This window comes from Halioglobus sp. Uisw_031, assembly GCF_047729875.1.
GTDB lineage: Bacteria > Pseudomonadota > Gammaproteobacteria > Pseudomonadales > Halieaceae > Marimicrobium.
Window position 1 is genome coordinate 1,578,964 of the sequence record NZ_CP159826.1, and the last position, 14,686, is coordinate 1,593,649.

Sequence of the window (14,686 nt, forward strand, 5' to 3'; positions counted from 1 at the left end):
TCTTCCGCGGCGGGTGCCACCACAACATTGAAATTGTCAGTTGTGGGCATTCAGGGCGAGCAGAAGAAAAATGTACTGGCATACTTAGGAGCTGTACCTGAGTCAGATGAGAATCGGCGGAATTTTGTAGTCTCTGCCAGAGACAAAGTGGAGAGCGCTCTGCAGGCCTTGGGCTATTACCAGCCAGAGATAGAGATTGATCTGCAGCGTACAGAGCCAAAGTGGCGACTAAGCATAGTGGTTAATGCTGGCGAGCCCGTGCGTGTTCGCGATATCAACATTCAAATACTGGGCGCCGCCGCCAACGACGATAATTTTACGCGTCTCACTTCCGATATCGGTTTTTCCTCAGGTGATGTGCTTCATCATGGGCGGTTCGAAAGTTTTAGGAAAAAGGTGCTATCACTGGGGCAGCGACGCGGCTATCTGCGCGGCGAAATTGTAGCGAGTAGGATAGAAATCGAGGTTGACGCCGGCACCGCAGATGTCATGCTGTGGTATGAGAGTGGCCCCCGCCTACGATTTGGTGAAATCATTGTCGACAATACTCTCATTGACAGTGACCTGTTCGATTCAATGTTAACGTTTCAGCCGGGCGACTATTTCGATCAGGTTAGGCTGCAAGAGCTTCAGTCACGGCTACAGAGAACCAACTATTTTTCCAGCGTCATTGTCCTGCCGCAGCGTAAACGTTCTCTCGGCGACCGGATCCCAATTATGGTTAACTTACAGCGCGCGAAACGGCATAGTTTCGATGTTGGAGTGGGTTACAGCACCGACACAGAGGAGCGTCTGTCGCTAACGTGGCGGACGCCGAGAATCAATCGCCACGGTCACAGTCAACAGACACGACTGGTATATTCTCCCATCAACCCGAGTGGCCGTTTTACTTACTCCATACCCGTTTCGGATCCGCTGACCGATGTTGTTCAGCTGTGGGCGAGAGTTGAAGAGAACGAATTTGGCGATATTGATAGTCGGCAAAATGAGCTGGGTATAAAGCGAGAAACGAAAAATCGCAATTGGATATATGGGTACTCACTACGCGAGCTCAACGAATCTTGGGATATTGCGGGTTATAGCGCCTCAAACGACTATCTGTTGTTTGGGGGTTCTGTTTCCCGCAGGACCCATCGGGGATCCATCGTAGATCCTGAAGGGGGCTTTAGCCAGCTGTACACCGTGGAGGCGACTGCTGATCAATTGGGCTCTGATTTAGATCTACTGCGTGTCACCGCAGCACTGCGATATGTGATGACTCCTGTGCCGCGCAACCGCTTGGTCACACGGCTTGACCTAGGGCGAGTCAAAATAGCGAATGGTGATAGGCGGGATCTTGCACCGTCGCTCGCTTTTTTCGCAGGTGGCAGCCAGAGCATACGCGGTTATGCCTATCAATCGCTGGGTGATGAACTGACGGTAGTAGAGCCAAACGGTGAAACAAAGACGCTTGTCGTGGGTGGAGATCGATTAGTCATAGGGAGTCTCGAGTACCAGTATTATTTTACAGCCACCTGGCGTGGCGCACTTTTTGTTGATGCAGGCGATGCCTTTGATAGAGGAGAGTTTGATGCCAAGGTCGGCGCTGGTTTCGGCGTTCACTACGTGACTCCGGTTGGGGCTGTTCGAGTTGAGTTGGCCAACAGTGTGAGTGAAGATGATCCTAGTTGGCGGCTGGTGTTTGCCATAGGGGCTGAATTTTGAAAGCTGTGGTGCGATCCCTGCTGTTGTTTTTGCTGCTCGCGGCAGCACTGTTGTTTGCTGTTTCTACGGAGCTGGGAAGCCAAAGGTTGCTCCAGGTCCTAGAAAAGGTTTTGCCGATAGAGATCAATTACGGTAGCGGCAGTTTAAGCGACCGATTATACCTTGAGCGATTACGTCTTGAGACAGACGACATTCACATTGAGCTGACAGGACTAGTGACGCAGGTCGACCCCATCTGCCTGTTGCGGGGCACCATCTGTCTTAGCGAGTTTCAGGCCAGCAAGCTGGATATTGCACTTTTGGAAAGTTCAGAGCCCGCAGTGGAAACGAAGCCTGACCTAGATGAGCAAAATGTCGCTGAGTTGATCGCGTTCCCTGTAGCATTAGAGATAGAAAGTCTTGATGCTGATGCCGTTCTCGTCCATTGGTCCGCAGGTGAGTGGAGACAGGGATCAACACGGGGTCGGGTGCATATCAGTGGTTCCGTCATTAAGGTGTTCAGCGGCATGATAATAGAGCCACAGTTGGTTCTACAAAAAATGACAGACGAAAACATTGCTGAGATCGATCCCACAGTGCTGCCGCGTGTTGATCTCCCGTTTGAGCTGTTAGTTGATGAATTGACGTTGATCGAGCCCTCGTGGGATTTCTATGGCGCCCAATACCGACAGGACAGCATCATACTGGCGGGACGCTGGCTTAATCGTGTTTTAAAGATGACTCGACTGGATGTCAGTAGTCGGGATCTTGGTGAGCTCACGCTGCAGGGCGAACTGGCGTTTGAAGCTGATTGGCCTGTGCATGCCGGTGCAAAAATCGATCTTGCACAGCCATCTATTCTCCCGGATTTGTTCGGTCAAAGACTCACAATAGACGTCCAGGGAAGTCTGGCATCACTGGCAATGCAGCTCACCTTTGCAGGCGATATTCAGACCGTAGTCGATGCAGAGGTCAATGTGCTAGGCGCCGAGCTGCCGTTTAGTGCAACGCTCACAGCGACATCAAATGTCGCTTTGAGGCTTGCTGACTTAGACGCCGTGCCGGATTTTTTTCCTGATGTTGAATTAGCGTTTCCTGTTGTGGCATCCGTCAGCGGCACTGCGTCCAGCCAGAAGTTTGCAATGCAGGCCGTCGCCGCCGGAAAGGATTATGACGCTTTGGCGTTGTCTTTAAAGGGCGAGCATGAGGCGGGGAAGGTGCTTATTCGCCAGCTGTCGATACTGGATGGCACCGCAGAGAATGCACTGCATGCCAGTGGTGAAGTGGTGGTGGCGGATGCCGTTACGTGGTCAATACAATTGCAGTCCGACGGTGTCGATTTGCCGAATGTGATCGACGCTGTGGAGGGTCGCATGGCTGGTATTCTGCAGCTCTCGGGTGAAATGCGTGCCGCACACTGGGCGGTTAGTGTTCGGGACGTGCAGTTAGACGGTGCGATCAATGGCTTGCCCGCTCACATTAGCGGCTTCGCAGGTATCAATAGTGAAATACGGTTACTCCGTAGTGAACTCGACGCCGAATTAAACGGCGCTAAGGTATCGCTGCGGTCGGGGGGCGCAGTAGACGATGTGGGTCGTGTCAAACTGTCCATCGATGACATCGGCCGGTGGCAGGCCGGTGACCAGGGACAGGTGCAGTTGGAGGCGTTGATTTTATCCAAGGCGAAGCAGTTTCAGTTGTCCGCAGAGGTCCAAAATATTGTCTGGCGTGGTCTAACGCTGCATACGGGAGCGGTGGCTGGAGAGTACCGGCTGGATGCGAAACAGCCGTTCAGTCTCGACGTTGCTCTGGCTGATGTGGTGTTCGGTGGTGTCGAGCTGAGTTCAGCATCGTTGTCGGCGCAAGGAGATGCTACGCAACAGTCAGTGTCCGTTCTCAGCGCCGGCGACTTTGTGGGAGAGTGGGTGTTGACGGGAACCCGAAAGGGACCACTGTGGGAAGGCACCCTGAAACCCACGCAACTGCAAACGGCCTTTGGGCTGTGGCAGCTATCAGACCCTGTGCAATTAGTGTGGTCGGGCGCTACGGAGCAACTGGCGTTAGACGCGCACTGCTGGCGGAATCAGTACGCAAATCTCTGTTCTGGCCAATGGTTACTGGGGGCACGCGGCCGAGGCAGTGTGGACATGTCAGGTGACATAAAGCTGTTTGCAGATCTGCTGTCTTCAGACTTGGATATGCAAGGCGCGATGGAATTTGAGGTTGAGGCCAGTTGGGATCAGGGCGGTGAGATTGTCGCCACGGGTAAAGCACAGGTGCGGGATGTTACCGTCACTCGGGAAATTCCCGAAGAGCAAAACGCTATCGTTGGCTGGGAGGCGGGTGATGCGAGTTTTACCTACGATAGCGATGGCCTCCAGCTGGACTTGGGACTACAGCACGAAGGACGCGAGATTGCCGACGTGAAACTGCAATTGCCTGCTGACAGAAATACTGCGCTTGCAGGTTCAGTGCGTTTTGATCGTCTTCAATTAACGAGCTTTACACGGTTCATTCCTGCAGTGTCTACCCTGTTGGGTGAGGTGACGGGCAAGCTTTCGTTATCAGGAACAGTAGACCAACCCATGGGCTATGGGAGCCTATCGCTGTCAAACGGGGGTTTACTTTTAGCGGACAACCCTACCGAACTGGATCGTTTGGATCTGACTTTTGATGTACGCGGTGATAGCGCAAAGATACAAGGATCTGGGTTGCTCGGCGGCGGCGAACTCGCGCTTTCCGGTGAGCTCAAAACACGCCCCCGTCTGAGTATGGTTTTGTCGGTGGACGGGCATAAAAATACTATTTTGTATCCACCGTCTGCCCAGTTACAGGTGTCGGAGAGTCTTCAGTTGCGCTTAGGACGTGATCTTCTTGCCATCAGAGGTGACGTCATCGTGCATAAAGGTTCAGTCCAACTTGAGGAACTGCCGCAGGACAGTGTTTCCATATCAGCGTCAGCGGTAGAGGTTGATTATGCCGGGAATGTCCTTCAGGAAACGCTGCCTTTCAAAACCAGAATGAATTTGAAGATCGCGATAAAGGACAAACTCAAAGTCGCCAGCAGTGTATTTCAGACCACTTTGGGTGGAGACCTCAATGCGCAACAACGTCCCGGACATCCATTGGAGCTGTTCGGGAATTTACGCACTATTGGGGGCGAGGTTTATGCGTATCAGAGTCATCTAAAAATCAAGCGCGGCACGCTGAGCTTTTCTGGGCCTCCTGGCAATCCCACGCTTGATTTACGTGCTGAGCGCGATATCACTGCAGGCAATATTACGGTAGGCGTGCAGGTGCAGGGGCCATTAGGGGAAGACCTTGAGTTAGATGTTTATTCTGATCCGGTGATGTCCCAGCCCAATGCCATGTCGTATTTACTCAGGGGTAGGGCGATGGACGTCGGTGCTGGCAGTGATGGCGCTGCCCTGGCCTTATCTTTGGCTAGTGGCGTGGTGAACCGCTCTTCACTGGTCTCAGAGCTCAACAGTATTCCAGGCGTCAACAACATTGCGTTTGGAGCACAAGGTACAGAAAATGATACTGCAGCGACGCTTAGTGGTTATATTGGTGAGAGAATATACCTCTCCTATGGAATCGGTTTTTACGAGCCTATTAATGTCCTCACCGCGCGATTTTATTTTCGCTCCCGGATCTGGTTGGAAATAGTCAGTAGCCTCGAAAATTCAATAGACCTTTATTATTCGTTCGATATCGAGTAGCGAGAGTGCGGAAGGTAGTAGTTAGCGACACACTAAGGTACATTAAAATCATCCTCGTTGGACGTCAGAGAGCTTGCTTGCATGCGTAGAAAAAATGTTATTGGCAGGTTCATTAATGCCCAAGGACCGGCTCCGTCGAGGATGCGCTATCGTTTGATTGACAGTCGAAAATCGGTTCGCCAATTAAACCCTATCACTAGAGATTCCAATCACCCTACGAGTGTGAACACGCCGATTCGAGTGATCTGATGGACCCCTTAACTCAGGGAGTTTTAGGCGCAACGTTACCGCAGGCAAGCGTCTCTGGTCGTTATGCCGCTAGTGCTGGATTACTCGGATTTCTTTCCGGATTGGCGGCAGATCTTGATGTGCTGATTCGGTCTTCAACAGACCCTTTATTGTTTCTCGAGTATCATCGGCAGTTCACTCACTCGCTGATGTTTGTGCCTTTCGGTGGACTGATTTGCGCTGCGGTGTTGCACTTCGTTATTGGGCGTCGACGTGGCTTGTCATTTCGTCAGACTTGGCTGTTTTGTACCCTGGGCTACGCGACCCACGCCTTACTGGATGCCTGCACTACTTACGGCACCATGCTGTTCTGGCCTTTTAGCGACGCGCGGATTGCCTGGAATACGATTTCTATTATTGATCCACTGTTCACCATTCCAATACTCATTGGAGTGCTGCTGTCGGCGAGGCGACTCACACCGCTTTTCGCGCGCCTCGCCCTAGTGTGGGCTCTCGGCTACATGGCTCTGGGGTTATGGCAGCGCAACGAGGCGGTCAGTATGGGCTATATCTTAGCATCCCAGCGGGGACATACACCGACCCGACTCGAAGCCAAACCCAGTTTCGGCAATATTCTGGTGTGGAAGACAGTCTATGAAACCGATGACCGCTTTTATGTGGATGCCGTTCGAGCCAGCTTAGCGCCGCGGGTGTTCTACGGCACATCGGTGCAGAAGCTAGATATACAGCGGGATATCCCCTGGCTGCGTCAAGATTCGCAACAAGCGCGAGATATCGAGCGCTTTCGTTGGTTCAGCAATGACTACCTTGCACGTTCCCCTGAATTCGGCAATCGGATTATTGATATTCGCTACTCCATGCTTCCCAATGAAGTGGCCCCGCTATGGAGTATTCAATTGGACCCGCACGCCAAAGACAACGAGCACGTCATTTATCAAGTGCACCGAGATAGAGGCACGGAAAAAACAGCGCAGCTATGGAAGATGCTAAGCGCGCCGTGATTCCTGGTCCCTTTAGGCGCCGTCAAACACCAAGCGGGCTGCCTGAAGTGCTTCTCCGGTAATGATGGGGGCCTGCTGGCGCTGCAGAATGGTTTCCATTGCGCTGAGGCAAAACACCACATTGCGTTCATTGCTGGCAAACCCCATGAGACCAATACGCCAGGTTTTTCCGGCGAGGCCGCCCAGTCCTGCGCCAATTTCTAGATCAAACTCGTTCAGCAGGGCAGCGCGCAGAGCCGCATCATCCACGCCTTCAGGGATGATCACTGAATTGAGCTGAGGCAGGCGATAGTTGGGCGCAACAGCCATAGACAGCCCCATAGCCTCCAAACCCGCTACAAGAGCGCGATGGTTGAGCCAGTGACGAGCCTGCGTCGCCGCGAGCCCTTCTTCCTGCAACATGAGTAATGATTCATGCAGTGCATAGAGATTGTTGACGGGCGCAGTATGATGGTAGGCGCGTTTGCTTTCGCCACCCCAATAGCCCATGACCAGCTGCATATCGAGAAACCAACTTTGTACTTTGTGTTGTCGGTTTTTAATCCGCTGCGCGGCCCTGTCGCTAAAAGTGACGGGAGACAGTCCAGGCACACATGAAAGGCATTTTTGTGTGCCGGAATACATTGCGTCGACGCCCCACTGATCGACTAATACTTCAATGCCGCCGAGTGAGGTCACCGCATCAACAATGGACAGTGCATCGTGACGTGCAGCCAGAGCGCAAAGCGATGCCGCATTACTGGCGACGCCGGTCGATGTTTCTGCGTGGACAAAAGCTAGGATGGCAGCATCGGGATGGTTATCGAAAGCGGCTTCTACCTTAGTCAGGCTGACGGGGTCGCCCCACTTGTCCTCTACCATGATTGCGGTACCCCCGCAGCGCTCGACGTTTTCTTTCATGCGCCCGCCGAATACGCCGTTCTGGCAAACAATAACTTTGTCTCCCGGCGACACTAGATTGACAAAGCACGCTTCCATGCCCGCTGAACCCGGCGCAGATACAGGCAGCGTAAGCGCGTTATTGGTTTGAAAAGCGAACTGTAGCAGGCTTTTTGTTTCGTCCATTAATTGCACGAACAGTGGGTCAAGATGCCCAATGGTAGGGCGGGCCAATGCTCCGAGTACGCGAGAAGAGACATCTGAAGGGCCCGGGCCCATCAGCGTGCGCTGTGGCGGAAAGAAACTGCTGGTCATCGACAATATGCTCCATGAAAAAAGACAGAGCTAAACGGTAGCAGATTTTACGGCCAAGCTTAAGTTGGCTGGAGAAATTGTGCGTATTTACCCGTGTGATACCGGTGGTAAATACCCCAATAAGCCGGCTAGCGTTCCTTAATGCGTCCGCATGGCGTGCCGACCTGCATCGCTATGGAAATAGCGTAAAGCATATTTTCCTGAACAGAACGAAGCGGGCCTTTAGCGCTTTGCTAGCAGCTCGCAGAGACCGTCGATCTCACAAAGGTCGGCCGTGGCCGGCACCATGAAAAGCTCTTCGCAACCGGCGGCTTCAGCATTATCAAGCGCGGCTAGTATGCTGTCAGCGGAGCTGCGGTGTACCGATTCAGCCATCATGGTGGCAATCTCTGGCCCGGAGATTGACAAGTACTCATAGACATAGTCATAGAGCTTTTGTTGGCCATTTTCAGCCAGCGTGTACCAAAAGCCGCCCATTCGATAGGGTATTTGTTCGCGACCTGCTCGCTCCCATGCAGCATCGGCCATGGCAAAGGTGCGGCTTAATTCTACTTCCTCACCGTTTCCAGACCAGGCATAGAGGCCGTCAGCCCACTGTGCGCAGCGTTCAATGCTTTTAGGTCCCATCGCGCCGGCTAACATTCGAGGTGCTTGGGCCCATGTTGGGGTAGGGCCTATCATGCCGCCGCCGTCAACAATTTCATCGCCACGCCATACGGCACGCATTTCTTCTACCTGACGATCCATTCTGCCATAGCGCCCGTGGAATTTAGCGCCCACGGCTTCGTAGTCTTTGGTTCGTCCGCCATAGCCGACAGAGATATTCCTTACCCTGCCGCCTGACAATATGTCCAGTGTGGCCAGTTCTTTGGCAACCCGAGTGGCGTTGTGCATGGGCAAGACGTAGAGTGTGGGCGTTATCTCGACCCGGGTCGTAGCCATCGCTGCACATGCCAACAACACGCGCATATCAAAGGTTGGCCCATGAACCCGCTCGCCGCAGGAGACTGCGTGAAATGGGCCATCGTCGATTGCCTTGAACCAGGCCAGATAGTCTTCGCGGTTCAGGCCGGCTTTCATATAGGGTAAACAGATGCCGATTTTCATGGTCGATGGCATTAACGTGTTGCCTCTTTAACAGTGGACTGCATATATAGACTCCCAGTTTATCCCACTTCTTAGCTCAGCCTGTTCAGTATGCTGAACCGCTGCTATATTGCGAGGCTCTATTGCAGACGGCATTTGGTCAAGCAGCATGATTAGTGTAACTTTGCCGCGCTCGTAACACACAAATATGACTCTTTCAGGTGAACTCAGCATGAAAATTGATGGCCCGTTCTACGCACAACTTGGCGACGCTGCAAGCGAGGCTCGACGCCTGTCGGAAATTGGTTATGACGGGGTCTATACACTCGAAGGCAGTTGGGATCCGTTCTACCCGCTGGTGATGGCAGCAGAGCATGCGCCAGAGCTTGATATTGCCACCGGTATCGCCGTTGCTTTCCCCCGAAATCCGATGCACCTCGCTTATCAAGCCTGGGATTTGCAAAAATTTAGTAACGGGAAATTTTTATTGGGCATTGGCTCACAAATAAAACCGCATATCGAAAAGCGATTTGGTGTGGATTTTAGTCCCCCCGCCGCGCGTATGCGAGAATATATTCAAGCGCTGAAAGCGATTTTTGATTGCTGGCAGAACGGCAGCAAACTTGACTTTCATGGCAAATATTTTCGTCACACCTTAATGACACCGATGTTTAACCCTGGGCCTCTTGAATGTGGCGTTCCACCAGTATTGCTGGGAGCACTGGGCCCCCTGATGACGCAAGTAGCCGGTGAAGTGGCCGATGGGTTGATTGTTCATCCGTTCAACAGTATGCCTTTTCTCACCGATCACGCGCTGCCGGCAGTGCATAAAGGGCTAGCAAAATCCGGTCGTGAGCGCAGCGATTTTATTCTGCAGATTAACGCCATTGTGATTACAGGAGAGACCGAAGAAGCGCGTGCTGTTGCCACGGAAAGTGTCAAAGGTCTACTCGGATTTTATGCATCCACACCCGCCTACAGGCCACCTATGGAGGCGGTTGGGTATGGTGATTTGCAGCCGGAATTAAACCGTTTGTCGAAGGAAGGCCGCTGGGACGAACTGGGCTCTTATATTGATCAGACGTTTCTAGAGGCTTTCGCCACCATTGGCAAGCCTGAAGAAATTGCCGGCAAGCTACGCCAGAAGTATGGCAAGGAGGCTGACCGACTAGCCATCTATGCACCTTATGGAGCGCCGGACGCCATGTGGGCGTCTATTATCGCCGAGCTTAAAGCAGGCTGATTAGGATGGTGTGCGGCCGCTGTCCTTTTTTACAGCGGGGTTGGGTTGCGCCTCAATATTTTGGGGCATTATTCGCCGGGCACTCGCCCACATGGAATGCCTTAGGGTACACTCCACGCCCATATGAATAGATCTCTTACACCATTGTCTACTACGGTTACATTTTTTGTGGTGTGTATACTGTTGTCTGGCTGCGCCAGCGCCCCAGTAGAGAAGCCTCGATTGCAGCGCGAAAATTTGCAAGCAGTAGATTTTAGCGGGTCTTGGGAAATGGATTATAGCCTCAGTGATAGCACTCAGGACAAACTGGATGTAATGGCGCGCGACTTGAACCGACAGGCACAGCGACGCGCCCAGAGCGAGGGTCGTCGACGACCTGCAGGCGCAGAGATGATGGTCAGAAACAGCGCAGGGCCCAACAGCGGTTCCTCCGTCCTTGGACTGGCCCGAATGGCGGACCTCATCACACAATCGCCTCTGTTAGAAATTCATCAGGACACGCACAAAATCAGTGTGAAACGCGAAGAAGACTTTTCTTTGACCTGTGAATTCTATCCGGGTGAAATGCATAAGGTAGAAACCCCTTTTGGCACCGAAATTTGCGGCTGGAATGGACATCAACTGGTGTTCGAGTTGCGACTGCCCGAGGGGCTGAGTATCCAGCATATAATAACAATGGGTGCTGCGGGGCAAAAACTGCTTATTGCGACCACCGTGGTGTCTAGCCAGGTGTCCTTTCCGTTTTCACTTAACCGGGTCTATAACCGATTCGAACCTGGCGAGAGTGGTTTTCAATGTCAAGAAACGTTGACCAGAGGCAGGGTATGTACGACCGAATCGCGTTAATGCTATCTCAGGCGCGGCGGGTAGTGAGCGTCGATGGCACGGTGTTGTGCGCTGCATTATTAATGGTGGCCGGGACTGTTAGCGCCGCATCAACACAGCAAGGTGGGCTTGTTGATGTCGGTCTAGTGGTGTTTGATCCGGGTATTCCAGCGGATCAATCGACCCACAGTCAACGGGGTATTTTTCCGGAAATTCGTAAGGCTGAGGCCAAATATATGCCAGTCGTATTGCGGCAGGTGCTGATTGAGTCAGGCGATTGGGGCGTTGTACGGGTGCTGCCGGAGGTGCTCGATTCGTCAGAGCTGTTGGTCACTGGCACCATATTGCAGTCCGATGGCCTGCGTCTCCAGTTGCAAATCAATGCCCGCGATGCCAGCGGTGTGGAATGGCTGAACCGGGTTTATTCTGGCTCGACAAGGTCCACAGATTATCCCGTAAGCCTGCCAGGAGACCCCTATCTGGGACTCTATCAGCAAATCGCCGATGACCTTGTCGCCGTGCGCCGACAAAAAAGCGCAAAGCAGTTGGCGACGATACGAGACATTGCCCTCATGCGATATGCCATTCAATTGGCGCCTACGGTGTTCGCATCGTATTTGACGGAAATGCCCCAGGGACAGTATGTGTTATTGCGTTTTCCGGCAGAGGGTGATCCCATGTTGGCTCGCGTTATCCGAATTAGAAACCAGGAATATCTGTTTATTGACACGGTCGATGAACAATATGAGCATCTCAGTGAGGAGATGGCCCCCACCTATAATTTGTGGCGTCAGTACGGCGCCGAGCAAGCGATCTATCAGGGTGAATACAAGGAACGCGTGGCTAACAGAGGCGTTCAGGGTCGCCGAGGATCTTTTACTGCACTTGAGCAAAGCTATAACACGTACAAGTGGTCGAAGATTCACGAGCAGGATCTCGGTGAATTGGCGCTGGGCTTTAACAATGAGGTTGCGCCTACGGTAATGGATGTCAGTGGTGCCGTCGTTGAACTCAGCGGCACATTGGACTCCCAGTACTCTGAGTGGCGCGACATCTTGCAACGTATCTTTACGCTGGAGACGGGCTTGCCCCCGGCGTCCTGACTTCTGCTATGCTGCGCTTCTGGCGGGGAGAGACGCACGCGAGACCGCAGCGGTGTCCACCGCCATTGTAAAAAAACAGTTAGCCTCCGTTTGATAACACATTGATTGGGTACTCGTGAGTAACGCTGATAGTCATTCCTGGTTCGCCACATGCCCCAAAGGTTTGGAGTCACTCCTAGCGGTTGAATTGGGCTCTCTCGGTGCCGACAGTACGCGAGAGACTGTGGCGGGCGTCTATTTTACTGGTCCGAGCGCGCTGGCCTACCGAGCCTGTCTCTGGTCGCGGCTCGCTAACCGTATTCTTTGGCCGCTAGCGCAATTGGACGCCACTGACGGGGATATCTTTTATCAGGGTATGAAGGACATCAAGTGGGGCGGTGTGTTTGATTCAAACAAAACCATCGCGATTGATTTCTCTGGAGAAAACCGCAACATTCGCAATACGCAGTTTGGCGCCCAGCGCAGCAAGGATGCAATTGTTGACTGGTTTGTGGCCACGGGTGCGCCACGGCCGTCAGTGGATCGAGTAAACCCTGATGTGCGGCTGAATGTACGTTTGGTGCGCGATCGTGCCCACCTGTCGATTGACCTCTCTGGCGGCAGCCTGCATCAACGCGGTTATCGCTTACAATCGGGTGTCGCGCCTCTGAAGGAGAATCTGGCTGCGGCAGTATTATTGCGCGCTGACTGGCCGGGTATTGCCGCGCGCGGTGGTGCGCTCATCGATCCTATGTGCGGTTCGGCAACCTTATTGCTCGAGGGCGCCATGATGTCTGCTGATATCGCCCCGGGCCTAGGACGCAAAGGCTTCGGCTTTGAACATCTGCTGATGCATGATGCTGCGCAGTGGGGGGCTATTTTTAGCGATGCAAAAAGCCGGGCGGAGCGGGGCAGGGCCGCACAGTTACCAGAAATTCGCGGCTACGACTGGGATCCTGCGGTGATTCGTCGTGCGCAGGAAAACATTGCGCGAGTAGGGCTTGAGAATGTGGTTCGAGTGAGTTGCAAACCTGTCTCCGAATTGACAAAACCCACTCACCGGCCATTACCGATTGGCTTGCTGGTGTGCAATCCGCCTTACGGTGAACGCATTGGCGATAAGGAACAACTCGCGGGGCTTTACAGGCAATTGGGCGAGGCCATGTTAAACGAGTTTCCGGGTTGGCAGGCCGCCGTGTTGACCTCGGACCTCGATCTGGGCAAAGCAACGGGCCTGCGCAGTTACAAACGCTATGCACTCTATAACGGCGCCATCGCTGCCAGTCTTCTGCTGTTTGATCTGTGTGTTAATGAACTACGCGAGATGGGAAGAAGTCAGGTGGATGCTGAAACGCCGCCGCCCCTCACTGAGGGTGCGACGATGTTTGCCAATCGTGTCGTTAAAAATCGCAAGCGACTTTCTTCCTGGGTGAAGCGTGAGAAAATTGACTGCTATCGTGTCTACGATGCAGATATGCCAGAGTATTCTGTGGCAGTGGATATTTATGGTGAGCATGTTCACGTCGCTGAATATCAGGCACCCAAAAACGTATCGGTGGAAGCCGCTGAGCGCCGTTTAGATGAGATTCGCTCTGCGCTGCCTGCAGCACTGGGCGTTGATGCTGAAAAGATTATCTACAAGCAGCGTAGTCGTCAGCGCGGAGCAGAACAGTACACCAAGCGGGATAGCCAAGGTGAGTTGCTGACGGTCACAGAGGGCCAGGCAAAACTGCTGGTGAACCTCAGCGATTACCTCGATACCGGTTTGTTCCTCGATCACCGTCCGTTACGATTACGCATTGGCCAGGAAGCCGCGGGTAAGGATTTCCTCAATCTGTTTTGTTATACCGGCAGTGTAACGGTGCATGCCGCTCTTGGCGGAGCGCAGTCCACGACGAGCATCGATCTGTCGAAAACGTATCTCACTTGGTTGGGTAAAAATCTGGCCGTGAACCAACTTGATGAGCGCTGCAACACTGTGATTCGTGAAGATTGTCAATCTTGGCTGACGCTGGCGCGTGGTCGTTACGATTTAATTCTGCTCGACCCTCCGTCGTTTTCTAATTCAAAGGCGATGACAGAGAGCTTTGATGTGCAGCGCGATCACCCGCAACTCGTGCGCATGAGCATGGGCGTATTACGCGATGAGGGAAAGCTGTATTTCTCCAATAATCGACGCGGTTTTATTTTGGATGCGTCTTTGCAGGAAGAGTTTCTCTGTGAAGATATCACCGAAAAAACGCTACCACCCGACTACCAACGTAAGCGCAAAATGCATTGCTGCTGGTTAATCAGTCATAAATAAAGGCGTTTGATGCTTGTAGTGGCCAAGTTTTTCTGCTTAACGATATCCACAAAATGGATTCAATTCTTCTGAATCTTTTTCTTGTCCTCGTGCGGAGCTACAAAAAAATCATAAGTTATTGATTTAAAATAAAAAATAGTATTCTTCATTTCGTCTGCGCTGCTGTTTCAGAGGCCACAAACGACGCGTACATGGGGGATAGAATGGCCTCTGTCCCCAATGTTATCCACAGAATATGTTGTGGATAACTTCTTTTGGCACACCGTATTGCCACGCTTTTCCTAGGGGATGGAGCC

The 14,686-nt window shown here is 52.7% G+C and carries 9 protein-coding genes; 7 read left to right on the forward strand and 2 right to left on the reverse strand.

What is annotated here, in order from left to right:
• The first annotated feature begins 27 nt into the window (after positions 1-27).
• The 3 genes from ABXT62_RS07220 to ABXT62_RS07230 all read left to right on the forward strand — a co-directional run bounded on the left by ABXT62_RS07220 (position 28) and on the right by ABXT62_RS07230 (position 6,655).
• On the forward strand, positions 28-1,704 hold the full coding sequence (locus ABXT62_RS07220; protein ID WP_415357929.1) for an autotransporter assembly complex protein TamA: 1,677 nt from the start codon (positions 28-30) through the stop codon (positions 1,702-1,704).
• A 5-nt stretch (positions 1,705-1,709) separates the two neighbouring features.
• Positions 1,710-5,405 (forward strand): translocation/assembly module TamB domain-containing protein, encoded by a 3,696-nt coding sequence (locus ABXT62_RS07225; RefSeq protein WP_415358177.1) that lies wholly within the window; start codon positions 1,710-1,712, stop codon positions 5,403-5,405.
• A 248-nt stretch (positions 5,406-5,653) separates the two neighbouring features.
• On the forward strand, positions 5,654-6,655 hold the full coding sequence (locus tag ABXT62_RS07230) for a metal-dependent hydrolase (protein WP_415357930.1): 1,002 nt from the start codon (positions 5,654-5,656) through the stop codon (positions 6,653-6,655).
• Positions 6,656-6,667: 12 nt separating this feature from the next.
• Here the strand turns inward: ABXT62_RS07230 and ABXT62_RS07235 are convergent, their stop codons facing one another.
• Both ABXT62_RS07235 and ABXT62_RS07240 read right to left on the reverse strand, forming a co-directional pair.
• The gene (locus tag ABXT62_RS07235; protein ID WP_415357931.1) at positions 6,668-7,849 is read right to left on the reverse strand and encodes a pyridoxal-phosphate-dependent aminotransferase family protein; all 1,182 of its coding nucleotides are present in this window, start codon (positions 7,847-7,849) and stop codon (positions 6,668-6,670) included.
• Between the two features lie 222 nt (positions 7,850-8,071).
• A complete protein-coding gene (locus ABXT62_RS07240) occupies positions 8,072-8,968 on the reverse strand; it encodes an LLM class flavin-dependent oxidoreductase (RefSeq protein ID WP_415357932.1) in 897 nt (298 codons plus the stop codon).
• Positions 8,969-9,167: 199 nt separating this feature from the next.
• On the opposite strand from ABXT62_RS07240, the gene ABXT62_RS07245 reads away from it, so the two are divergent.
• From ABXT62_RS07245 to rlmKL, 4 genes are all read left to right on the forward strand, one after another.
• On the forward strand, positions 9,168-10,178 hold the full coding sequence (locus ABXT62_RS07245) for a TIGR03617 family F420-dependent LLM class oxidoreductase (RefSeq protein WP_415357933.1): 1,011 nt from the start codon (positions 9,168-9,170) through the stop codon (positions 10,176-10,178).
• 123 nt (positions 10,179-10,301) lie between these two features.
• Positions 10,302-11,024 (forward strand): hypothetical protein, encoded by a 723-nt coding sequence (locus tag ABXT62_RS07250; RefSeq protein ID WP_415357934.1) that lies wholly within the window; start codon positions 10,302-10,304, stop codon positions 11,022-11,024.
• A complete protein-coding gene (locus ABXT62_RS07255) occupies positions 11,003-12,106 on the forward strand; it encodes a hypothetical protein (protein WP_415357935.1) in 1,104 nt (367 codons plus the stop codon). The genes ABXT62_RS07250 and ABXT62_RS07255 overlap by 22 nt, the downstream gene beginning before the upstream one ends.
• A gap of 115 nt (positions 12,107-12,221) precedes the next feature.
• Positions 12,222-14,390 (forward strand): bifunctional 23S rRNA (guanine(2069)-N(7))-methyltransferase RlmK/23S rRNA (guanine(2445)-N(2))-methyltransferase RlmL, encoded by a 2,169-nt coding sequence (rlmKL, locus tag ABXT62_RS07260; protein WP_415357936.1) that lies wholly within the window; start codon positions 12,222-12,224, stop codon positions 14,388-14,390.
• The last annotated feature ends 296 nt before the right edge of the window (positions 14,391-14,686 follow it).

Bases quoted from the DNA above. Each gene is read 5' to 3' on its own strand.
- ABXT62_RS07240 (WP_415357932.1), bottom strand. From the start codon at position 8,968: ATGCCATCGACCATGAAAATCGGCATCTGTTTACCCTATATGAAAGCC.
- ABXT62_RS07255 (WP_415357935.1), top strand. From the start codon at position 11,003: ATGTACGACCGAATCGCGTTAATGCTATCTCAGGCGCGGCGGGTAGTG.
- ABXT62_RS07235 (WP_415357931.1), bottom strand. From the start codon at position 7,849: ATGACCAGCAGTTTCTTTCCGCCACAGCGCACGCTGATGGGCCCGGGC.
- ABXT62_RS07245 (WP_415357933.1), top strand. From the start codon at position 9,168: ATGAAAATTGATGGCCCGTTCTACGCACAACTTGGCGACGCTGCAAGC.
- ABXT62_RS07250 (WP_415357934.1), top strand. From the start codon at position 10,302: ATGAATAGATCTCTTACACCATTGTCTACTACGGTTACATTTTTTGTG.
- ABXT62_RS07230 (WP_415357930.1), top strand. From the start codon at position 5,654: ATGGACCCCTTAACTCAGGGAGTTTTAGGCGCAACGTTACCGCAGGCA.